Source organism: Nocardioides sp. (assembly GCF_030019515.1).
Lineage (GTDB): Bacteria > Actinomycetota > Actinomycetes > Propionibacteriales > Nocardioidaceae > Nocardioides.
This window is the reverse complement of sequence record NZ_JASEEQ010000007.1, coordinates 202,513-222,521: the sequence shown is the minus strand read 5'-3', so window position 1 is coordinate 222,521 and position 20,009 is coordinate 202,513. Positions and strand designations below refer to the sequence as shown.

Annotated in this window: 23 protein-coding genes; 7 read left to right on the top strand and 16 right to left on the bottom strand. The window is 69.8% G+C overall.

All coding sequences use genetic code 11. The features are described from left to right. Positions 1-7: 7 nt before the first annotated feature. The 4 genes from QMC84_RS12310 to mtnA form a co-directional block, all read right to left on the bottom strand. A complete protein-coding gene (locus QMC84_RS12310; protein ID WP_300375095.1) occupies positions 8-1,093 on the bottom strand; it encodes an ABC transporter permease in 1,086 nt (361 codons plus the stop codon). Beyond that, positions 1,093-2,625 (bottom strand): sugar ABC transporter ATP-binding protein, encoded by a 1,533-nt coding sequence (locus tag QMC84_RS12305; RefSeq protein WP_300375094.1) that lies wholly within the window; start codon positions 2,623-2,625, stop codon positions 1,093-1,095. Before QMC84_RS12305 ends, QMC84_RS12310 begins: the two co-directional genes overlap by 1 nt. A gap of 58 nt (positions 2,626-2,683) precedes the next feature. Then, on the bottom strand, positions 2,684-3,769 hold the full coding sequence (locus QMC84_RS12300) for a substrate-binding domain-containing protein (protein WP_300375093.1): 1,086 nt from the start codon (positions 3,767-3,769) through the stop codon (positions 2,684-2,686). 68 nt (positions 3,770-3,837) lie between these two features. Further along, entirely contained in the window at positions 3,838-4,872 is a 1,035-nt protein-coding gene (gene mtnA, locus QMC84_RS12295) for an S-methyl-5-thioribose-1-phosphate isomerase (RefSeq protein WP_300375092.1), read from the bottom strand. Positions 4,873-5,026: 154 nt separating this feature from the next. On the opposite strand from mtnA, the gene QMC84_RS12290 reads away from it, so the two are divergent. The 5 genes from QMC84_RS12290 to QMC84_RS12270 all read left to right on the top strand — a co-directional run bounded on the left by QMC84_RS12290 (position 5,027) and on the right by QMC84_RS12270 (position 9,816). Then, the gene (locus tag QMC84_RS12290) at positions 5,027-5,746 is read left to right on the top strand and encodes a GntR family transcriptional regulator (protein ID WP_300375091.1); all 720 of its coding nucleotides are present in this window, start codon (positions 5,027-5,029) and stop codon (positions 5,744-5,746) included. A 104-nt stretch (positions 5,747-5,850) separates the two neighbouring features. After that, positions 5,851-7,827, top strand: a complete 1,977-nt coding sequence (locus tag QMC84_RS12285; RefSeq protein WP_300375090.1) for a bifunctional aldolase/short-chain dehydrogenase — start codon at positions 5,851-5,853, stop codon at positions 7,825-7,827. A gap of 39 nt (positions 7,828-7,866) precedes the next feature. Then, positions 7,867-8,256 carry a cupin domain-containing protein gene (locus tag QMC84_RS12280; protein WP_300375089.1) on the top strand — a complete coding sequence of 130 codons (390 nt, stop codon included), beginning with the start codon at positions 7,867-7,869 and terminating at the stop codon, positions 8,254-8,256. 27 nt (positions 8,257-8,283) lie between these two features. Next, a complete protein-coding gene (gene lsrF / locus QMC84_RS12275) occupies positions 8,284-9,165 on the top strand; it encodes a 3-hydroxy-5-phosphonooxypentane-2,4-dione thiolase (RefSeq protein ID WP_300375088.1) in 882 nt (293 codons plus the stop codon). A gap of 12 nt (positions 9,166-9,177) precedes the next feature. Continuing rightward, complete coding sequence (locus QMC84_RS12270; RefSeq protein WP_300375087.1) at positions 9,178-9,816, top strand: class II aldolase/adducin family protein; 639 nt, start codon at positions 9,178-9,180, stop codon at positions 9,814-9,816. Between the two features lie 22 nt (positions 9,817-9,838). Here the strand turns inward: QMC84_RS12270 and QMC84_RS12265 are convergent, their stop codons facing one another. The 9 genes from QMC84_RS12265 to QMC84_RS12225 are packed head-to-tail and all read right to left on the bottom strand — an operon-like array spanning position 9,839 to position 17,256. Further along, the gene (locus QMC84_RS12265) at positions 9,839-10,864 is read right to left on the bottom strand and encodes a phosphotransferase family protein (RefSeq protein ID WP_300375086.1); all 1,026 of its coding nucleotides are present in this window, start codon (positions 10,862-10,864) and stop codon (positions 9,839-9,841) included. Continuing rightward, positions 10,857-12,206, bottom strand: coding sequence for an MFS transporter (locus tag QMC84_RS12260; protein ID WP_300375085.1), 1,350 nt, complete (start codon positions 12,204-12,206; stop codon positions 10,857-10,859). The genes QMC84_RS12265 and QMC84_RS12260 overlap by 8 nt, the downstream gene beginning before the upstream one ends. Before the next feature lie 5 nt (positions 12,207-12,211). Beyond that, on the bottom strand, positions 12,212-13,417 hold the full coding sequence (locus QMC84_RS12255; protein ID WP_300375084.1) for an acyl-CoA dehydrogenase family protein: 1,206 nt from the start codon (positions 13,415-13,417) through the stop codon (positions 12,212-12,214). Between the two features lie 28 nt (positions 13,418-13,445). After that, complete coding sequence (locus QMC84_RS12250) at positions 13,446-14,231, bottom strand: acetoacetate decarboxylase family protein (RefSeq protein WP_300375083.1); 786 nt, start codon at positions 14,229-14,231, stop codon at positions 13,446-13,448. A 5-nt stretch (positions 14,232-14,236) separates the two neighbouring features. Continuing rightward, complete coding sequence (locus tag QMC84_RS12245; protein ID WP_300375082.1) at positions 14,237-15,013, bottom strand: acetoacetate decarboxylase family protein; 777 nt, start codon at positions 15,011-15,013, stop codon at positions 14,237-14,239. After that, positions 15,010-15,678: a nitroreductase family protein gene (locus QMC84_RS12240; RefSeq protein ID WP_300375081.1), complete on the bottom strand. Its 669-nt coding sequence runs from the start codon at positions 15,676-15,678 to the stop codon at positions 15,010-15,012. The genes QMC84_RS12245 and QMC84_RS12240 overlap by 4 nt, the downstream gene beginning before the upstream one ends. Then, a complete protein-coding gene (locus tag QMC84_RS12235; RefSeq protein WP_300375080.1) occupies positions 15,675-16,460 on the bottom strand; it encodes a 3-oxoacyl-ACP reductase family protein in 786 nt (261 codons plus the stop codon). Before QMC84_RS12235 ends, QMC84_RS12240 begins: the two co-directional genes overlap by 4 nt. A 23-nt stretch (positions 16,461-16,483) precedes the next feature. After that, on the bottom strand, positions 16,484-16,762 hold the full coding sequence (locus QMC84_RS12230; RefSeq protein WP_300375079.1) for a hypothetical protein: 279 nt from the start codon (positions 16,760-16,762) through the stop codon (positions 16,484-16,486). Further along, a complete protein-coding gene (locus QMC84_RS12225) occupies positions 16,756-17,256 on the bottom strand; it encodes a hypothetical protein (protein ID WP_300375078.1) in 501 nt (166 codons plus the stop codon). The genes QMC84_RS12230 and QMC84_RS12225 overlap by 7 nt, the downstream gene beginning before the upstream one ends. Before the next feature lie 284 nt (positions 17,257-17,540). Between QMC84_RS12225 and QMC84_RS12220 the strand changes: the two genes are divergently transcribed. Next, positions 17,541-18,191: a TetR/AcrR family transcriptional regulator gene (locus QMC84_RS12220; RefSeq protein ID WP_300375077.1), complete on the top strand. Its 651-nt coding sequence runs from the start codon at positions 17,541-17,543 to the stop codon at positions 18,189-18,191. Here QMC84_RS12220 and QMC84_RS12215 read toward each other — a convergent pair. Together QMC84_RS12215 and QMC84_RS12210 are read right to left on the bottom strand one after the other, a co-directional pair. Further along, the gene (locus QMC84_RS12215) at positions 18,146-19,105 is read right to left on the bottom strand and encodes an LLM class flavin-dependent oxidoreductase (protein WP_300375076.1); all 960 of its coding nucleotides are present in this window, start codon (positions 19,103-19,105) and stop codon (positions 18,146-18,148) included. The two genes, QMC84_RS12220 and QMC84_RS12215, sit on opposite strands and share 46 nt — an antisense overlap. Continuing rightward, on the bottom strand, positions 19,092-19,271 hold the full coding sequence (locus tag QMC84_RS12210) for a 2-oxo acid dehydrogenase subunit E2 (RefSeq protein ID WP_300375075.1): 180 nt from the start codon (positions 19,269-19,271) through the stop codon (positions 19,092-19,094). The genes QMC84_RS12215 and QMC84_RS12210 overlap by 14 nt, the downstream gene beginning before the upstream one ends. Between QMC84_RS12210 and QMC84_RS12205 the strand changes: the two genes are divergently transcribed. After that, positions 19,270-19,413: a hypothetical protein gene (locus QMC84_RS12205; RefSeq protein WP_300375074.1), complete on the top strand. Its 144-nt coding sequence runs from the start codon at positions 19,270-19,272 to the stop codon at positions 19,411-19,413. The genes QMC84_RS12210 and QMC84_RS12205 overlap by 2 nt on opposite strands. 40 nt (positions 19,414-19,453) lie before the next feature. On the opposite strand, the gene QMC84_RS12200 is transcribed toward QMC84_RS12205, so the two are convergent. Then, complete coding sequence (locus QMC84_RS12200) at positions 19,454-19,816, bottom strand: YciI family protein (RefSeq protein ID WP_300375073.1); 363 nt, start codon at positions 19,814-19,816, stop codon at positions 19,454-19,456. Positions 19,817-20,009 lie beyond the last annotated feature (193 nt).

The following is a 20,009-nucleotide window of genomic DNA, read 5'->3' as shown; positions in this document are numbered from 1 at the left end:
TACGGCGCTACGTGGCCGGGGTATAGCGCACCTTGCGGCGCGAGATGGTGAACGAGAACAGGAGAGCGACGATCAGGACCAAGCCCTTTGCGGTGTCCTGGTAGTAGTACTGGAACCCCTTCATGGTCAGACCGGTCAGCACGATGCCGATGAGGAGCGCACCGAGCAGGGTGCCCCAGGCGTTGGGCTTGCCCATACCGAGCACCGAGGTTCCGACCAGGGCGACCGCGACCGCCTCCAACAGCGACGAGGTGCCGGCGTTGACGTCGCCCTGACCGATGCGGGAGACCAGGATCAGGCCGCCGATCGACGCAAAGACACTGCACAGCACGTAGGCGAGACCGCGATACAACCCGACGCGAACACCAGCGAGACGGGAGGCCTCGGGGTTCGCGCCGATCGCGTAGAAGATGCGACCCCACTTGGTGCGCGCCAGGATGAACCACGACACGGTCGTCAGCACCAGCATGATGACCACCGGGTACGGCACCGGCCCGAGAGTGCCGCCGTCGATCCGCAGGAAGGATTCGGTGAACTTGCCCGGCGCCGGAGTGCCATCGGGCAACACCATGCCCGACGCCACCGACTGTCCGTCGACGGGAATCAGCTTGCTTCCTTGGATCACGAACATCATGCCGAGGGTGGCAAGGAGGTCCGGGATCTTGCAGAGGACGATCAGCACGGCGTTGAGCAGGCCGACGGCAACGCCGGAGAGCAGTACGACGGCGACCGCCGCGCCCCCGTTCAGGTTGTAGAACACCATCGTCATCGCGGCCATCTGTACCGACAGGCCTGCCGTCGAGCCGATGGACAGGTCCATCCCCCCGACGGCCATGACGAACGTCATCCCGAGCCCGAGGATCGCCGTGACAGACGCGAACTTCAGCATGGAGAAGAGGGCACCCGAGGTGCGGAACGACGGCTCCGACAGCGTGAAGTAGCTGAACAGCGCAACAGTCACGGCGATGAAGCCGTACTTGACGACCGCGTCCCGCACCCGCGTGCCCGTGCTCAGTGTGTCGTCCTCAGGCCGCACCACTCTGCCGCTGTCTACGGCCTCCGCCGGGAGAAGACTGGACTCGATCTGCGGCATCACGCCACCTCCGACATGCTCTTCACGATGGCTTCACTGTCAACTTCCGAGGTATAGGCATCCATGCGGATCTCACCTTCGACCAGTACGACGATCCGGTCGGCGACCTCGCGGATCTCGTCGACGTCGCTGGAGAAGACGACCACGCAGGACCCTGCTTCTGACGCTTCCCGCGCTTTGTGGCAGATGTCGTGCCGGGCGCCGATGTCTACTCCCCGGAATGGTTCATCGAGGAGGATGACGCGCGGCGACTGGGTCAGCCATCGACCGACCACGACCTTCTGCTGGTTTCCGCCCGAGAGGGCGTCGACCGGCTGGTCGCAGCCGGTCGAGACGACACCGAAGGCGTGGATGACCGAGCGCGCGGAGGTCCGCTCGCGCGGGATGTTCAGCACCCCGGCCCGCGCCAACCTCCCGATGAACGGCAGCGTCGTGGTCCACGCGATCGACCAGCCCGGCAGGATCGCCTCGGACGCGCGATCCTCCGGCACGAGGTAGATGCCCCTCTCCACGGCGTGGGCCGGCTGGCGCGGCCGGTAGGCCTTCGCGTCGAACCTGATGGTGCCTGCTCGGAACCTGCCGGCCCCGAAGATCCCGCGGGCGAGCTCGGACTTCCCGGCTCCGATGAGACCGACGACGCCCGTCACTTCGCCGTAGCGGATGTCCAGGTCGAACTGTCCGGAACGGCGCAGCAGCTGAACCCCCCGAAGCTCGAGCGCCGGGACGGTACCGCGCTTCTCGACGAGAGTGTCGGCGTCAAGGGCGACCTGCTTCCCGAGCATGGAGCGAACCGCCACGGCCATGTCGAACGGCTGATCCTGCACGTCATGGATGCGACCGTCACGCAGCACGACCAGCTGGTCGGCCAGGGACCGGATCTCGTCGAGGTGGTGGGAGACGTAGAGGATGGCGACGCCCTCCCGGCAGAGGCGTTTGATCACGTCGAAGAGACGGTCAGCCTCAGCCTGGGACAACGTCGACGTCGGCTCGTCCAGGATCAGCACCTTGGGACGATGGACCAGCGCCCGTGCCAGCAGCAACAGCTGCCCGTCGGCGATGCCCAGCTCGAAGACGTCGCTGCGCAGGGTCGCGTCGGACCAACCGAGGTCGAGCGTCGCAGCGATCTCCCGAGCCCTGGGCAGCAGCTTGGCGTGCGACCTGACCGCGGGGATCCGGCCCTGGACGATCTCCTCGAAGACCAGGTTCTCCGCCACGCTCAGGCCGGGGATGATGCTGGCCCCGATGTGCTGGTGCACAGTCTGGATACCGTGTTGCGCGGAGGCGAGCGGAGAATCCATGACGACGGGCTCGCCGGCCACCTCGATCGTTCCACCATTTCCGCTGTAGACGCCGGCGAGGATCTTGATCAACGTGGACTTGCCGGCCCCGTTGGCGCCCAGGAGTGCGGTGACCGTCCCCGGGTACAGCGCCATGGTGACGCCCTTCAGGACCGCGTTGGAGCCGAACGACATGGCGATGTCGTGCAGGCTCAGAGCTGGGATCTGCTGATGGGGTGAAGAGTCGCTGGGCATCCTTGATGTCCTCTCGGTGCGCCGGAGCGGGGGACCGAGCCCCGCTCCGGCGGACGGCTCAGAAGGTGACGTTCGGGATCCAGTCGGCAGAGGACACGTCTGCGATGTTGAGTGCCGGTTCCGCCGCACGGAGGTCGTCCATGTTCTTGATCCCTTCAGACCGCAGGAAGTCCTGCGTGACCAGGATCGGCGGGAACTCCACGTTGAGCCCGTCCAACTCGCCGGCCATGTGCAGCGCAAGCGTGCGGACCACCGCCGCGCCGATGGCGTTGGGGTCCGTCGCGCCAGTGGCCACCCATGGGCTGTCCGGGTTGGTCATCAGCTCGATGTCGGCAGTGGAGATGTCGGCTCCGTAGACCTTGACCTTGCCCTGCAGGCTCGGGTTCTGCTTCAGCGCCGACAGGGTCGCCTTGGTGAGCTCGTCATAGGGTGCGTAGACGGCGACCACGTCGGGGTTGGACTTCAGGACGCTGTCCACCATCGGCGCGGTGTCCGTCGCCGTGGAGTTGGTGAACTTGCCGGTCTTGAACTTCTGGGTCCAGTCGTTCTCGCCCAGGTACTCCTGCCAGACCACGTCCCGGCGATCCAGCGGCGCGATGCCGGCGACGTTGACGTAGCCGACCGGCTTCCCGGTACCGATGTCCTCGGCCATCTTGTCCAGAACCAGGCTCGCCATCTTGTTGTCGGACTGCTGGGTCTGCACGGCGTCCGGCGCGCACTTCTGGATCTCGACGTCGTAGATGACTACCTTGATGCCCTGGTCGATCGCCTTGTTGACACCCGGGCAGAGCGTGTCGGGGAAGCCGTGACGCACGATGATGCCCTGCACGCCGGATGAGATGGCCTGGTCGAGCTGGGTCGCCTGCGTGGCGTTGTCGCCCTGGGCGTCGTACACGCTGAGGTCGATCCCCAGCGCTGCCGCCTGCTGCTTGGTGCCGTTCAGGTACTGCTGGAAGTAGTCGCCCTGGCCGCTGTTCTGCACGATGGCCACGCGGACACCGGGCTGGTCGAACGGCGCGGGCGCGTCGCCGCTCGCCGCCTGCACGGAGGCGGATTCCTGGTTCTTCGGCTTCACAGTGGTGGCGCCGCTGCCCTGGCTACAGGCAGCGAGGCTCAGAGCAGACACCGCGGCGACACCGGCCACGATGAGTTTCTTCATCCTCATGGGGTTCCTCTCGTAGGTGCAGCCGGGGGTCCGGTCTGCCTCATGGGTCAGCTCGCCACCGATGCGAGCAGGTTCGGGTCGGGACGAGCTGCGGGCTCGACCACCCCCCGGTCCGTCACGATCGCGTTGATCAGATCGTGCGGGGTCACGTCGAAGGCGGGGTTGTAGACGGGGGTCGACGGCAACGCCGTCGGGTGGCCCCCGAGACTGAGCACCTCTGCGGCGTCCCGCTCCTCGATCGCGATGTCGTCGCCATGTGCCGTCGCCAGGTCGACAGTGGAGCTCGGCGCGGCGACCACGAACGGGATCCCGGCTCGCTGACAGGCCAGGGCCAGGGCCAGGGAGCCCACCTTGTTCGCCGTGTCGCCGTTCGCGGTGATCCGGTCCGCCCCGATGATCGCGACGTCCACCAGCCCGCGCACGATCGTGCTCGACGCCGCGCCGTCGACCTCGAGCAGGTGCGGGATCCCGTCCCGTGTCAGCTCCCAGCTGGTCAGGCGCGCGCCTTGGAGCAGCGGGCGGGTCTCGTCGACATACACGACTTCCAGGGCGCCACGGTCGTGGAGCTCGTGGATGATCCCGTACGCCGTCCCCCAGGCCGAGGTGGCCAGTGCGCCGGTGTTGCAGTGCGTGACGACGCGCACCTGCTGCTTGCCGGTCCGGTCCAGGATCCAGTCGGCACCGAGCCGCGAGAGGGTCCGATTGGCTGCCTCGTCCTCCTCCACGACGGCCTTGGCCATCTTCAGCACCGTCTCCGGTCCCGAGGGCATCGCCGCGCGGACCTGGTCCACGCCCCAAGCGAGGTTCACGGCCGTCGGACGCGCGAGCCGGATCCGGTCGACCTCGCTCTGCAGCCGCTCGTCGCCCCAGCCCTCGCTCTCGGCCTGCCGCATGGCGACGACCACACCGAGCGCACCCACGGCCCCGAGCGCGGGCGCTCCACGGACCGCCAGGCTCTGGATCGCTGCCACCAGGGTGTCGACGGTGTCGACGTCCAGGTAGCGCTCCTCGACGGGCAGAAGGGTCTGGTCGAGCAGCCGGATCGTCTGCGCGTCCTCCTGCCACTGCAATGCCAGGACCATGTGGCTCGCCTCCCGATATACTACTGGTTGTTTTACAACTGCCTCGGAGAGTAGATATGACTTCGGCAGTTGTCAACGGATTCGAGCAAACCCGCGCGACCGACAGCACGCGCTAGGGTCGGCGCGGCGACACGCAGGGTGAATGGAGAAGCAGATGAGGACTCGCAGCACACTGGTGTCTCGCATCGCCGAGGACCTCCGCGCGGACCTCTCCGCGGGGACCTACAGCCCTGGTTCGAGACTGCCCACCGAGGCTCAGCTCAGCGAGAACTTCGGCGTGTCGCGACCAACCGTCCGCGCCGCCTTGCGCGAGCTCGAGGCGCTCGGACTGGTGCAGACCCAACACGGCGTCGGGACGTTCGTGGTTGAGCAGCCGGCGGTCCGGGCCGGACTGGAGGGCATGGACTCGATCACGGACTCGATCCGCGCCACCGGGAAGGTCCCGGGCATGGTGTACGCGACCCGCGTGGTCCGGCCGGTTCTACCCGAAGAGGCCGCATTCATGGGGGTATCCGGCAACACCGAGGTCCTCGAACTGCGACGCAAGCTCTTGGCCGATGGCGAGGTGGTCGCCTACTCCTACGACCTTCTCCCCGCAGTGCTGCTCCCAGACGGATTCGACACGCAGACGCTGGAGGGATCCCTCTTCGCATTCCTTCGCGGCGTGCTCCGGATCGAGCCCGACCACGGCGTCGCGGAGGTGCATGCGGTGCACTCCGACCACGTGGGATGGGGCGACGAGGCGAAGGCGCACGACCTCTTCGTGCTGCTGAACCAGCTGCACTACGCCGCCGACGACCGGCTGATCCTCTACTCGCGCACGTACTTCATCGAGGGTCGCTACTCCTTCACGATCTTCCGCAACCACCGCTGACGCGAGGCCGCGCTGGTCGCGGCCGGACGGCGTCGCGAGATTCGGCCGGTGCACTTGACGACCCCGCAACTCACCCCTAGGTTGTCTTACAACTAGGAAACGGGGTGGGAACGTTGTCAGGTCTGCCGCTCACGTTGTCCCCGGCGGCGTCGGCCGCACTGGCGGACCTCGTCAGGGTGTCTCGACTGCTCGGGGGCGACCCCGGGCTCGTCCTTCACGGCGGCGGGAACACCAGCCTCAAGGCGGCCACGACCGACCTGACCGGGTCGACGGTGGAAACGCTCTTCGTGAAGGCGAGTGGACATGACCTCGCGACGATCGACGAGGCCGGCTTCGCCCCGCTCCGGCTGGCCCGCCTGCGCGAGATCCTGCCTCCCGTCGTCGTCCCCGACGACCTGCTGATCAACGAGCTGCGCTGTGCTCTTCTCCGGGCGGACGCACCGGATCCCTCGGTCGAGTCGTTGCTGCACGCGCTGCTGCCCCAGCCGGCCGTCCTCCACTCGCACGCCGACTCGTTGCTCGCGGTGACGAACACGCCCCGTGGCCGCGAGCAGCTCGCGGAGCTCTTCGGGGATCGCGTGATCCTCCTCGAGTACGCGATGCCCGGGCCGGACCTGGTTGCCGCCTGCCATGCCGCCTGGAACACCGCCGGCGGCACCCAGACGGAGGGCATCGTCGTGCTGGGACATGGCTTGTTCACCGTCGGCGAGACACCGGACGAGGCCTACCGCCGGCACATCGACCTGGTCGCTGAGGCCGCGGGCCTCCTGCAGGCGGCGGCGCCCCGGGATCCGTTGGCGACGGCCGCGTCGATGCCGCCCGCCGACCCGCTGGCTGTGGCGAGGTTGCGGCAGAGGCTGAGCCGGGCCGCCGGTCACCCACTGGTGGTCACCTCGCACCACGACGGCGAGGTGGCGTCGTTCATCGGGAACGACAACCTGCTCACGGCCTCCCAGCGCGGTCCCCTCACCCCCGACCACGTCATCTGGACCAAGCGCAGCCCGATGATCGGAACGGACGTGGACGCCTTCGTCCGGGCCGAGGACGCCTACTTCGCCCGGCATGCCGCGCGCCGCACGGGCACCTTGGCGCGCCTCGACGGGGCGCCCCGCGTGGTGCTCGACCACAGCCTCGGCATGCTCACCGCGGGCCGGACGGCCCGGGAATCGCTTCGAGCCGCTGACATCTACCGGCACACCCTGCGTGCGATCGACCAGGCCGAGACCCTCGGCGGCTACCAGCCGGTCGAGGAGGAGCATGTCTTCGACCTCGAGTACTGGTCTCTGCAGCAGGCGAAGCTCTCCCGCACGGACAGCTACCGCCCGCTCTCCGGACAGGTGGCGGTCGTGACCGGCGCGGCCTCGGGCATCGGGCGAGCGTGCGCGGTCAGCCTTCTGGAGTCCGGCGCCAGCGTGGTGGGCTGGGACGTCAGCCCGTCGGTGCGCGACACCCTCTCCTCGCCGGAGTGGCTCGGGCTCGCTGTCGACGTCACCGACTCCGCGGCGGTCGCCGCGGCGATCCAGCGCGGGGTCGAGGCCTTCGGCGGAGTCGACATCCTCGTCGTCGCGGCGGGCATCTTCCCCACGAGCGCCAACCTGGGCGAGATGTCGATGCAGGCCTGGCGCCGGGCGATGGCGGTGAACGTCGACGCGGTGGCGGACCTCTACGGACAGATCCATCCGTTCCTCGCCGCGGGCACCCCCTACGGCCGCGTCGTGCTGATCGCGTCGAAGAACGTCGCCGCCCCGGGCCCTGGCGCCGCGGCCTACTCCTCGTCCAAGGCAGCAGTGACCCAACTGACCCGGGTCGCGGCCCTCGAGTGGGCCCCCCACGGCATCCGGGTCAACATGATCCACCCCGACGCCGTGTTCGACACCGGCCTGTGGACACCTGAGCTGCTCGAAGCGCGAGCCGAGCACTACGGCATGACGGTGGAGCAGTACAAGCGTCGCAACCTCCTCTCCACGGAGGTGACCAGCAAGGCGGTCGGCGATCTCACCGTCAGCGTGGCCGGTCCCGCCTTCGCCGCTACCACCGGCGCGCAGATTCCCATCGACGGCGGCAACGAGCGGGTCATCTGAACACCGGCCACCGGCCACCGCACACACGAGCGAGGACGCATGAAGTCTGGATCCACCAACGATCTCGAGTACCGCTTCGGCGACCACGGACCCGCCTACGTGATCCGGGATCCGTCCAGCGAGATCGGCGTGCTGCGGCTGCGGCCCGGCGACGACATGACCAACCACATCCATCACTTCTGCGACGAGTCGTTCATCGTGCTGGAGGGGTCCGCGACGTTATGGGTCGGCTGCGAGCAGCGCTACGTCCTCGCTGCAGGCGACGTGTACCGCTGCTCGCCCGGCGAGATGCACTACTTCGTCAACGAGACCGACGCGCCGTTCCGCATGGTCTTCGTCAAGTCGCCGGCCAGCCCCGGCGACACCGTGAACCTGCCCTGGACGCCGGGGCAACCGGCGCCGCAAGTGCCGGAGACGCCAGCACTGTGACAAGGAAAGACAACGAAAGGATTCACCATGGCTGACCTCGAGGGCAACCTCGCCGCCAAGGACTTCGGCCTCGACCGCCCTCAGCAGATGGAGGGCTTCCACATCAAGGGTGCCAGCCAGCTCGACTTCGGCATGCGGCACCGCCTCTCGCGCATCTTCGGCGCAGACGGGCGCACCGTCATGCTCGCCTTCGACCACGGGTACTTCCAAGGTCCCACCAGCGGACTCGAGCGCGTCGACCTGAACATCGCGCCGCTCGCGCCGTACGCGGACGCGCTCATGGCCACGCGAGGCATCATCCGTTCGGTCATCCCGGCGAGCTGTGACAACGCCCTCGTCGTCCGGGCATCCGGCGGCCCTTCCATCCTCAACGACCTGTCCGACGAGCGCATTGCGATGGACATCACCGACGCCGTTCGCATGGACGCCACAGCCGTCGCGGTCCAGGTATTCATCGGCAGCGACCACGAGACCCAGTCCATCCACAACCTGACCCAGCTCGTCGACGCGGGCCTCGGGGCAGGCATCCCCGTCCTCGGCGTGACCGCGGTCGGCCGCGACATGGTGCGAGACGCGCGCTACCTCGGCCTCGCCACCAGGATCATCGCGGAGCTCGGCGCCCAGCTCGTCAAGACGTACTACTGCGAGGACTTCGCACAGGTCACCGCTGCCTGCCCGGTGCCGATCATCATGGCCGGCGGCAAGAAGCTGCCGGTGCTCGACGCCCTGGAGATGGCACGCAGGGCGGTCGACGAGGGCGCAGCCGGGGTGGACATGGGCCGCAACATCTTCCAGCGTCAGGACCCGCACGCCATGCTCCAGGCCGTGCGCTCCGTCGTTCACGACGAGTGGTCACCCGAGAAGGCGACCGAGCTCTACCGGGACCTCTCGCACGGCGCGGAGGACTGATCCGAGGTGCACATGTCGGTGGCCGACGCCCGCGCGGCCGTCTGCGAGGTGGGGCGGCGTCTCTGGCAACGCGGGATGGTTGCCGCCAACGACGGCAACATCTCCGTCCGCGTCGGCCCCGACAGCTTCCTGTGCACGCCGACAGGGGTGAGCAAGGGCAATCTCCGTGCCGAGGACCTGCCCATCGTCGACGGCAGCGGGCAGGTCCTCGGGGGTGGCGGCCTCCTGCCGTCCTCGGAGATCCGGATGCACCTGGGTGTCTACGCCGTGGACCCGGAGGTGCACGCGGTCGTCCACGCGCACCCGATGTACTCGACCGTGTGGGCGATCAAGGGCGAGGGCCTGTCCGGGCCGATGATGCCCGAGACGGTCGTGGCCATGCCGGAGGTCCCACTGGCGCCCTATGCCACGCCTTCCACCGACGCCGTCCCGGACTCAGTGAAGCCGTTCGTCCTGTCCCATCGAGCCTGCCTGCTGGAGCACCACGGTGCTCTCACCTGGGGCACGGACCTGGAGCAGGCGTATCTCGCGATGGAACGGCTGGAGTACACCGCGCAGGTGACCTACCTGCTGCGCCAGATCGGCGGGGAGCGCTACCTGCCCGCCGACGAGGTCGCCCGGCTCAACGCCATCTTCGGCACCGGTCGCTGAGGGTCTCGCGACTCGGCAGTGGTCACGCCAGGCCGAGCGCGAGCGTCCGGGCCTCCTCCAGAAGCGGAGCCACGGCCTCGCCCGCGGTGTCGAACCCGGGCCCGCTGGTGGCGCCCACGCGATACCGATGGTCGATCCCGGCCGCGATGACGGCGAGCTTGAAGTAGCCCAGAGCCAGGTGGAACTCCCAGCTGTCCAGTGCCACACCGCCGGCCGCTTCGTACGCAGCGGCCAGCCCGCTGACGTCCGGGAGCCGACCGCTGGTCCACGCGCTCGGTGCGCCGAGCACCAGGTCGAGTGCAGGGTGGCGGTACACGCACATCAGTGCCACGTCGGCCACCGGGTCACCGAGCGTCGAGAGCTCCCAGTCGACCACCGCTGCGACCGACACGGTCTCGGCGATCCGCAGGATCGTGTTGTCGATCCGGTAGTCGCCGTGGACGATGCCACTCGCGCGCTGGACGGGCATCGCGGCCGTCAGGAGGCGGCCGGTGGAGGTCGCCAGCGGGTCGAGCGCGGGCGTTCCGACCAGCTCCCACTGTCCCGACCAACGGCGGACCTGCCGTTCGGCGTACCCCTCCGGGCGGCCGTGACCCTCGAGGCCCACGGCCGCCGGATCGACGTCGTGGAGGGCGGCCAGTGTCTCCACCAGGCGTCCCACGCACGCATCGACGATCTCATCGGGCAGCTGGTCGAGCTCGTCGCGGCTCTGCACGCAGGCTCCGTCGACGAACTCCGCGACTGCGTACGGCGCGCCCAACACCTCCTCGCCCTCGTCGAGCACGACCGCGGGTGGAACCGGGACGGCGGTGCCGCGCAACGCGCGGGTGACTCGGAACTCCCGCGCCACGTCGTGTGCCGACGGCGTGCGACCCGCGCGCGGCGCGGTGCGCAGTACCCACCTCGCCGCGCCGTCGGTGAGCTGGAAGGTCAGGTTCGAGCGGCCGCCGGCGATCTGCCGCGCCTCGAGGGGGCCAGCGAGGGCGACCCCGGCTCCGGCCATCCTCGCCGCGACTCCGGTCAGCTCCGCCGTGGACAGGTCAACCACCGGGCACCTCGTCGAGGTCGTACACCAGGGGACTCCTTTCAATCAGTGGACGCAGGGCGATCAGCCCGATCACGGGCAGGACGGCGAGAATGGCGAGCGCAGTCGGGATGCCTGCTGCATCACCGAGGCCGCCCAGAGCAGCGGAGCCGACGGAAGCGCCGACCATGAACACCAGGGTGGCGATGCCGAGCGCCGCGCCGCGGAGGTCGACGGACACGGCGGCCGTCACGGCCGCCGTCATCGCCGGTTGGCTGATGCCGTAGGCCACGACGACCAGCCCGACGGCGGTCGCGAGCAGCACCGGCGACGCAAGCTCGGCGCCGACCGCGGCGACCGCCAGCGCGACGAGGGCGAGCGCGGCGGCGACGGCCAGGGAGCGGGCTGCGCCGACGCGGTCGAGGAGTCGACCAGCGTGCCGCGATACGACCAGCGACAGCACGGCTGGAGGCACCAGCAGCACGCCGACCTGCCAGGGCTCCCAGCCCTGACCGACGAGCACCGCGGGCACCGCGATCAGCAGGCCGAACCACGCCGCAGGAACGGTCGCGGCGGCGACCGCACTACGCACCACGGTCGGGTCGGTGATCACCACGCGGGGCAGGAAGCCGCGCGGTCTGCGACGTACGTGCCGGACCACGAGCGGGGTCCCGAGCAGGAGCATCAGCGTCCCCACCAGCGCGACCAGGAGGCCGGTCGCGGGCGACTGGACCAGCAGCACCAGACCAGCGGCGGTCACTCCGACGAGCATCGCGCCGAGCACATCCAGCGTCGCCCCGCTGCCCTGGCCGGTCAGCGCACCCCAGACGAAGGGGACGACCAGGAGGGCGAGCACCGGTAGCGCCAGCACGGCCCGCCAGCCGGCTACGTCCTCGACCAGCCCGCCGACCAGCGGCCCGATGCTGCTCAACGCAGCAGTGACACCGGCAAGGCGGCCGAGCGCGACCCCACGCGCCGCCCCCGTGTACCGATGGCTGACCGCCGTGATTCCGAGGGTCGGGATGGCCGCGGCGCCGGCCCCCTGCACCAACCGGGCGCCGAGCAGCACGTCGTACGTCGGCGCAGTCGCCGCGACGACCGCGCCGACCGACATCAGCGCGACCCCCACCAGGAGCGGCACCCGTACGCCGACCAGGTCGGAGACCCGTCCGTAGACCGGCGTCGCCACGGCCAGCATCAGCGCGTAGAGGCTGATCGCCCAGGCCGCGTCGCCCGAGTCCACGCCGAGGTCGCGGCCCAGCAGCGGCAGGGTGACCGCGACGGCGGCCGAACCCAGACCGGTGAGGCCGAAGAGCACCCCCAGCAGGATCGGGACTCGGCGCGCCCCGTCGGCCACCTCCGTCACGACGCTCAGCCGAGGTACGGCGGTGTGCGCCGCAACTCGTCCCGCGCGATCGACCGGCGGTGCACCGCGTCCGGCCCATCCACGATCCGGAGCACCCGCGCCCAGGCGTAGAAGTACGCCAATGGGGTGTCGTCGCTGACCCCCATGCCGCCGAACACCTCGATGGCGCGGTCGATGACCCGGGTCGCCATCGCCGGGGCCGCGACCTTGATGCCGGCGATCTCGGTGCGGGCGCCCTTCGCGCCGTACTGGTCGATCAACCACGCGGTCTTGTAGACGTACAGTCGCGCCTGGTCGATCTCCATCCGGGACTGGGCGATCAGGTCTCGCACGACGCCCTGCTCGGACAGGTGCTGGCCGAACGCCACCCGCGACTTCGCGCGGTCCACCATCAGCGCGAGCGCCCGCTCGGCCATGCCGATCGCGCGCATCGCGTGGTGGATGCGACCGGGGCCGAGGCGGGCCTGGGCGATCTTGAAGCCGTCGCCCTCCTCCGCGAGCAGGTTCGTGACCGGCACCCGCACGTCGCGGAAGACGATCTCGGCGTGCCCGTGCTGGTCCTGGTACCCGAAGATCGGCAGCTGCCGGACGACCTCGACGCCGGGAGCGTCGATCGGCACCAGCACCATGGACTGCTGCCGGTGCGGCTCGGCGTCCATGTCGGTCTTGCCCATCACGATCAGGACCCGGCAGCGCTCGTCGGCCACCCCGGTGATCCACCACTTGCGCCCGTTGATGACGTACTCGTCGCCGTCCCGCACGATCCGGGTGTCGATGTTGGTCGCGTCCGACGAGGCGACGTCGGGCTCAGTCATCGCGAACGCCGAACGGATCTCGCCCTCGAGCAGCGGCTCGAGCCACTGGGCGCGCTGCTCGGGGGTGGCGAACAACTCGAGGGTCTCCATGTTCCCGGTATCCGGCGCCTGGCAGTTGATCGCCTCGGGCGCGATCACCGGAGACCAGCCGGAGATCTCCGCGACCGCGGCGTACTCGACGTTCGACATCCCCGACAGCTGCGGCAGGAAGAGGTTCCAGAGCCCGCGCTCCCGCGCCGACCGCTTCAGCCTCTCCATCACCGGCGGATGGCTGTGCTCACCGTGCGCGGCGAGGTGCGCGGCCCACACCGGCTCGGCCGGGAAGACCTCCTCCCGCATGAAGTCCCACATCCGGTCGCAGTGCTCCTGCGCCTTCGCAGACAGTCCGAAGTCCATGTCTTCCTCTCTTCCAGGAGTACGCCGGTCAGGCCGGCTGCGGCAGTCGGGCGGTGACGAGCGCGGGCCAGTAGTCGGCACGACCGAGCGCCAGCGGCAGGAACGCGTCGGCGTCGAGGGTGCCGACCGGGGCGCAGCTGGCCTTCATGCCCGTCTCCACGTAGATGCCGCCGAGCACCTCGATGATCTCGAGGTCGCCCAGCGGGTCGTGGACGGTGCTCCCCAGCCGTACGGACGCTTCCGCCTTGCGTCGCACGGTGACCTGCTGGTCGAACTCCGCCATCGTCAGCGTCGGCTCGCCCACCACGGCCGAGGCGTCCGGCGCGAGCTGGTACTTCACGTTGAAGTTGCGGCCGAGCAGCGTGGTCGGGCCGCTGTCCTCAGCGAGGTCCGCCTCGATCTCGATCAGCCGGGTCCCGCCGCGCTCGAGCACGCCGCTCATGTGGCCGTCGTTGCGGTACAGCGTGGAGCGTCCGATCTTCTTGGGCTCCCCGAACAGGTCGCGGCCGAACAGCATCGGGACGTCGCTGTCCATGAACATGGTGAGCACGTAGTCGCCGGCCACGTCGCCGTACCGCGCGCTCACGTAGATCGCGGACGCGTCGAAGTCGCCGACACAGTTGCTCCGCCACCGGCTCACCTGCGCGGTGATCCGCGGCTGATCGCCCGGCTCGAGCTCGACGGGCAGCACTGCGCGCACGATCTCGGGGCGGGTCAGGAAGTCGACGCTGAGCGACTCGCCCCCGACGAACTCCACGTCGGAGACGGTCTGCTGGATCTCGGTGATCTCTGCGGGGGTACGGCGAAAGCCCATGCTGGTCACTCCTCGGTGGTCGAGTCGGTCGGGGCCCGTGGGACCACGCGGCCCTCGGGAAGGACGAAGTCCGTGCAGGCGCTGAACGCATCGAGCACCCGGGACGGACGGAACGCGTGCCACGGGTCGGCAGCGGTGCCGTTCAGCTCGACGTGGCCGCGGCCCCGCCACAGCTCGAGCCGACCGTCGGCACCGCGATGCGCCTTCGGTCGCACGTCGACCGCGACCAGCTCGTCGACCAGGCCGGGCAGCACCCGGTGGCTCAGCGTGGGCAGCAGCTCGGCCGTCTCCAGGTCCATCAGCTCGGGTCCGTCGATCAGCCGGTCCGGGGCCATCGACAGCGCCATCAGGCGTACGCCGGCGGGCCGATCGACCGTCATCACCAGCTGTTCGGTGCCCGGGCCGCCGGCGTCCTGGCCGGACCAGGTCAGGTGCGCGAGCTTCTTGCCGTAGCCCCACACCTCGCGCCCGGCGGCCATCGGCGCCTCGGCGTCGGTGACGATCACCGGTTGGTACCAGAACCGTTCGTCGCCGACCACCACTCGGACCACGACGTACGCCTCCAGGTAGGGGCCGAAGGTCGACACCGGATAGTGGCAGGCCCACGCCGCGCAGACCGCAACGTCACCATCGCCGCTGTCGACCGCCACCCCGTCGGGGAGCAGCCGTGCGATCGACGCAGGATCGGCCTCGTAGACGACCCACGTCTGTCGGGCGCGCCGGAACTCGTACGGCGGCGGCGGGTAGAGCGGAGCGGCGATGGGCATCACGGATCGCGTCACGACGGACTCCACAGCGGCTCGTCGTTGGCGAAGCCCGGCTCGGTGCCCCAGCTGTTGCGAAACGTGACCTGGTGCGCGGGCTGACGCGGCGCGACCCCCCAGCGTCCCTTGGGATATCCCATCGCAACGGTCGCGTTGAGTCTCCAGCCGCGGTCGGGCGGCACGCCCAGGATCGCGCGGGTGCTGTCGGGCCGGAAGATGTCGAGGACGTTGGTCAACGCGCTGCCGACGCCCTGCGCACGGGCCGCGAGGATCGCGCTCCAGACCGCCGGGAAGATCGACCCGCCGTCGCGGTCGCCGCGCGAGAACGCGAAGAGCAGCAGCGGCACCTCCTCGAAGTGGTCGGCGAGGTACTGCACGCTCGACCGCAGCTTCAAGAATCGCTGGGCGGAGGGGCTGTCCGGATCGGCCTCCGCGGCCGCAACCTGACCGGCGTAGTGGCCGCGCCACAGCAACGCCACGGCCTCGCGGTACGGCGCCGCGAGCTGCGCCTTCACCGAGGCATCGTCGACGAGCAGGAACCGCCACGGCTGGCTGTCGCCGCCGCTGGGTGCACGTACGGCCGCGTCCATGATCCGGGCCTGCACATCGAGCGGCACCGGGTCGGGCTCCATCCGCCGCATCGCGCGGCTGGTGTAGAGCGCTTCCCACACGTCGACGGTCACGCGGCGGTCCAGCCGCCGTCGACGACCACGGTCGAGCCGGTCATGAAGCCGGACGCCTCGGACGCCAGGAACAGCGCAGCCGAGACGAGCTCCTCGGGCACCCCGAACCGGCCCATCGGGATCCGCGAGAGCAGGTGGCCCCGCCACTTCTTGTGGCCGCGCAGGGCCTCGGTCATGTCGGTCTCGAAGTAGCCGGGCGCGATGGTGTTGACCCGGATACCCCGCGGCGCCCACTCCAGCGCGAGCGTCCGGGTGAGGGCGTCGACGGCGCCCTTGCTGGCGGAGTACGCCGCCATCCGCTCCCCGCCGACCTGACCGAGGATGCTGGAGATGTTGACGATCGAGCCGCCCTCGCGGTCGAGCATCAGCTTGCCTGCCTCGCGCGCGCAGAGGAACGAGCCGGTCACGTTGACGTCCAGGACCAAGCGCCACTCCTCGACCTCGACGAGCTCCGCCCTCTTGAACATGGGGCTCACACCGGCACAGTTGACGAGAACGTCGAGCCCGCCCCACGCACGCTCGATCTCGGCGACCGTGCCGGAGACCGCGTCGGCCTCGGACACCGAGGCCGGCAGCACCAGCGTCTTGGCTCCGAGTACCTCGGCCTCGGCCGCGACCCCGCGCAGCGACTGCTCACTGCGGGCGGTCAGCGCGACGTCGGCGCCGCTGGCGGCGAAGCCGAGGGCGATGGCCCGACCCAGCCCGCGACTGGCGCCGGTGACCCAGACCCGTCGACCGGTGAACTCGAAGCTCACCGGTTCGGGTCGTGGCGATGTGTTCATCTGCGTGGTCTCCTCGGGGAGCATCAGTGGGGCGTGAGGGGGACGATCGCGGCCTTGACGACGTTGTCCTGTGGCCGCGGTGCGGTGAGGGCACGCTCCGCTTCGTCGAGGCCGAAGCGGTGGGTGACCAGGTGGGCGAGGCGGACCCGCCCGCCAACGATGAGCTCGACCGACCGCGCGAAGTCCGCGTCGCGGTAGCCGAAGGCGCCGATCAGCCGATGTGCGCCCAGCCCGGTGGGGACCGGCGCATCGTTCAGACCGACGAGCACCACGGGCGCGGTCGGGTGCAGCAGGGTCAGCACGGCCTCGACGGCTGCCGGTGACTCCGAGACGTCGAGCAACGCGTCGTACCCCGCACCGGGGGGCTCGCCGGGCGCGTACGCCGTGGCGCCGATCGACTCCGCTGCCGCGCGCCGCCCGGCGGCGCCCGACCGGATCCCTCGAGGTGCACGACCTCGGCCTTGACCCTCGCGTCGAAGGGATCAGCGGCCAGCAGGACCGGACCGTTCGTGACTGCCCGGAGCAGAACGTCGAGGGCGCCCTTCTCGGCGCCGACGGCCAGCACAGTGCCGACCGGGCCGACCTCGGCCAGCGCGGCCGCCGCCAGGAGCGCGGCCGTCAGCGGTCCCACCCGGTCGGCCGGCACCGGGCCCGCGAGCTCGCGGCCCGAGGCGCTCGGGCTCAGGCACCACAGCGTCGAGCCGGCCAGGCAGGCGTCGCAGCGCCCACAGGAGCGGTCGACGAGCACGACGTCCGCGCCCCGCGGGCCGAACGACGTGTCGGGTCGATCCGTCATCGACTTCATCCTGTTTCCATCCGACTCGTCGGTCGGTTCGTGAAGGGATGGTAGGTAACCGCGATCACAGTGTCAAGCGGTTCGGGTGACCTCATTCACAACTTTTCCCAAGAAGTTCAGCGCTTGACGCTCACCTACCTCGAAGGTCACCATGGTTTCAGCTCGACGAAGCCTTCACTGTCCAGTCACGCGATCATGCACCCAACCGATCGAACAGTCGGTTAAATTGAGCCGGGGCCGGAGCTTGTCGCTACGCTGCGGCACTGGAACGAAGGGATGGATGTGTGAAGACAGCTGAGCGGGCTGCTCGCCGACGGATGTCGCCGGCCGAGCGTCGACAGCAGATCGTGACCTTGGCTGCGGGCCTCTTCGACCAGGGCGGCTACTCGAGCACGACGATGGACGACATCGCGCACGAGGTCGGTGTCGCGAAGCCGACGCTGTACCACTACTTCCCGAGCAAGGACGAGATCCTCCACGCCATCCACGAGGAGTTCATCGACCTGCTCATCGCCCGGCACGAGGCACGCGCCGGAACCGGCCTCCGGCCCGAGCAGTTGCTGCTCGAGGCGATGGCCGACATCCTCGAGCTGATGGAGACCCACCGCGGCCACGTGCGCGTGTTCTTCGAGCACCACCGCGAGCTGCCGGCCGAGGCGAGGGGGCCGATCCGGGTGAAGCGCGACCGGTACGAGCAGATCGTCGAGGGCCTGATCGGCGAGGGCATGGCACTGGGCGTCTTCCGCGAGACCGACCGCCACCTGGCGGCGCTGGCCACCTTCGGCATGTGCAACTGGGCCTACCAGTGGTACCGCCCTGGTGGGAACCTCCGGTCGCGCGAGATCGCCTACCAGTTCTGGAACTACCTGGTCTACGGCCTCGGGTCCGATCAGCTCGCGAGCGTTCCCTTCGATCGCGCGACGCCCGACGCCTGAGTCAGGGCTGCCAGGAACTCCACCCGGGCTTCTGGCGCCTCCGCGTCCGGGTCCGGGACGAGCGCGATCGTCACGACGTCCGCGCCCCGCTCGAGGTACCGCTCGACGGAGGCCGCACAGTTGGCCGACGAGCCGAAGACCACCAGGTCGTGCAGCACCTCGTCGGGTATCGCAGCCACCGCGGCCCGCCGGTCGCCGGCCGCCCAGGCCGCGTTCATCGGACCGAGCACGGCCTCGCGGCCCAACCAGCGCTGGAAGGCGGCATACGTCGGGACGGTCAGGTACCCCGCGAGGAACGGTCTCGCGGCCCGCTCGGCCCCGGGCCCCTCCCTCGGCAGCAGGACGACGCGCACCGCGGTCTCCAGCGGCGTCGGGAGGACCCGCTCGACCGTCGACACCCGGTCCCGGATCCGGGCGACGTCCTCGGGCGAGAGGAAGTTGAGGGCCATCGTGTCGGCCTCGGCGGCCGCGAAGTCCTGCATCCGCGGGCCGGCAACACCGAGCAGCAGCTTCGGCGGCCCGTCCACCGTGCGGGAGAGCCGGAACGCGTCGACGGTGCGCCGGTAGGGCGCCTCGAACGGGACGCCGTTCCAGGTCTCGGCGAGCACGGGCGACCCGGCACCGATGCCGAACCGGCACGCTCCCGGTGCGACCTCGGCAAGAGTGGCCGCGGTCATGGCCAGGACGCCGGGCCCGCGGGTGAACACGCTCGCGGTGGCGCAGGAGATCGTGAGGGCGTCCTCCCTGCCGCAGAACAGCGCCAGCGGCCCGAAGCCGTCGAGCGCGTCGACCTCGCCCGTCCAGACCTCCCGGTAGCCGGCCTCGACCAGCGCGCGCAGGAGCGGCCGGTGACCCGCGAGCGGGACGTCGTCGAACGGCAGGGTGACGCCGACACGCCCCTCAGCGGTAGTCATCCACGTCCCAGGACTCCAACCTGCGGCGTACATCGACCAGGCACCGGGTGGCGTCCGCACCGTCGACCGCTCGGTGGTCGAAGGTCAGCGCGAGCCAGGCCGTGGGACTGGCCAAGTCGATCGCCGGCAACGGGCCGCTCGCCGTGCGGACGAGCAAGTGGATCATGGCGACCGCCGCCGGCTGGAACGACCCCGACCTCTGGCGGCGTCAACAGGATCGGGTCGCCCAGGTGATGTCGTCGCAGGACGCGCTCGAAGGCGCGACCGCGTTCGTCGAGAAGCGACAGCCACGCTGGACCGGCCGCTAGCTCTCGCGTGGCCGGTCCAGCCCGGCAGGCAACCGAGCGATCAGGCGAGGCCCTCGAACGGACGGACCTCGACCTTGCCACGACAGGCCTTCGATCCCTGGGCTGCGAGGTCGAGCGCGACGTCCAGGTCGGGGGCGTCGATGACCCAGAAGCCCCCGATCACCTCCTTGGTCTCGAGGTAGGGCCCGTCGGTGAACAGCGGGGTCTCCCCCTGACCGTCGACGACGGTCGCCGACGACGCCGCCTCGAGCCCGCCGGCGAAGACCCAGTAGCCCTCGGCATGGAGCTTGTCGTTGAAGGCGCCGGTCGCGGCGAACGCCTCCTCCATCTCCTCGCGGGAGCCGTAGTTGCCGAACTCGTTCCGCTCGGCCGGCCCGTGCACGCTCAGCAGGTAGTGCGTCATGTCTTCTCCTCGGTCCGGGCGGTCGTCGCGACCGCCATCACCCTGACCACGAACCGCGTCTCTGGGATACGACAACCTGCCACAGAACTCGGGGCGAGGCAGCACCGGACTCGGCGCTGCGAAGGAATGGGAAAGGCGCGCTCGGACAGCGATTCCGCGCGCCCGAGGGGCGCCCTCACAGAGAGCCGCTGTT

Coding starts and splice junctions, on each gene's coding strand:
- QMC84_RS12270 (WP_300375087.1), top strand. CDS start 9,178: ATGTCGGTGGCCGACGCCCGCGCGGCCGTCTGCGAGGTGGGGCGGCGT.
- QMC84_RS12290 (WP_300375091.1), top strand. CDS start 5,027: ATGAGGACTCGCAGCACACTGGTGTCTCGCATCGCCGAGGACCTCCGC.
- QMC84_RS12280 (WP_300375089.1), top strand. CDS start 7,867: ATGAAGTCTGGATCCACCAACGATCTCGAGTACCGCTTCGGCGACCAC.
- QMC84_RS12210 (WP_300375075.1), bottom strand. CDS start 19,271: ATGATCCACTTGCTCGTCCGCACGGCGAGCGGCCCGTTGCCGGCGATC.
- QMC84_RS12215 (WP_300375076.1), bottom strand. CDS start 19,105: ATGACTACCGCTGAGGGGCGTGTCGGCGTCACCCTGCCGTTCGACGAC.
- QMC84_RS12255 (WP_300375084.1), bottom strand. CDS start 13,417: ATGGACTTCGGACTGTCTGCGAAGGCGCAGGAGCACTGCGACCGGATG.
- QMC84_RS12310 (WP_300375095.1), bottom strand. CDS start 1,093: ATGCCGCAGATCGAGTCCAGTCTTCTCCCGGCGGAGGCCGTAGACAGC.
- QMC84_RS12205 (WP_300375074.1), top strand. CDS start 19,270: ATGGCGACCGCCGCCGGCTGGAACGACCCCGACCTCTGGCGGCGTCAA.
- QMC84_RS12200 (WP_300375073.1), bottom strand. CDS start 19,816: ATGACGCACTACCTGCTGAGCGTGCACGGGCCGGCCGAGCGGAACGAG.
- QMC84_RS12305 (WP_300375094.1), bottom strand. CDS start 2,625: ATGCCCAGCGACTCTTCACCCCATCAGCAGATCCCAGCTCTGAGCCTG.
- mtnA (WP_300375092.1), bottom strand. CDS start 4,872: ATGGTCCTGGCATTGCAGTGGCAGGAGGACGCGCAGACGATCCGGCTG.
- QMC84_RS12225 (WP_300375078.1), bottom strand. CDS start 17,256: ATGACGGATCGACCCGACACGTCGTTCGGCCCGCGGGGCGCGGACGTC.
- QMC84_RS12250 (WP_300375083.1), bottom strand. CDS start 14,231: ATGGGCTTTCGCCGTACCCCCGCAGAGATCACCGAGATCCAGCAGACC.
- QMC84_RS12235 (WP_300375080.1), bottom strand. CDS start 16,460: ATGAACACATCGCCACGACCCGAACCGGTGAGCTTCGAGTTCACCGGT.
- lsrF (WP_300375088.1), top strand. CDS start 8,284: ATGGCTGACCTCGAGGGCAACCTCGCCGCCAAGGACTTCGGCCTCGAC.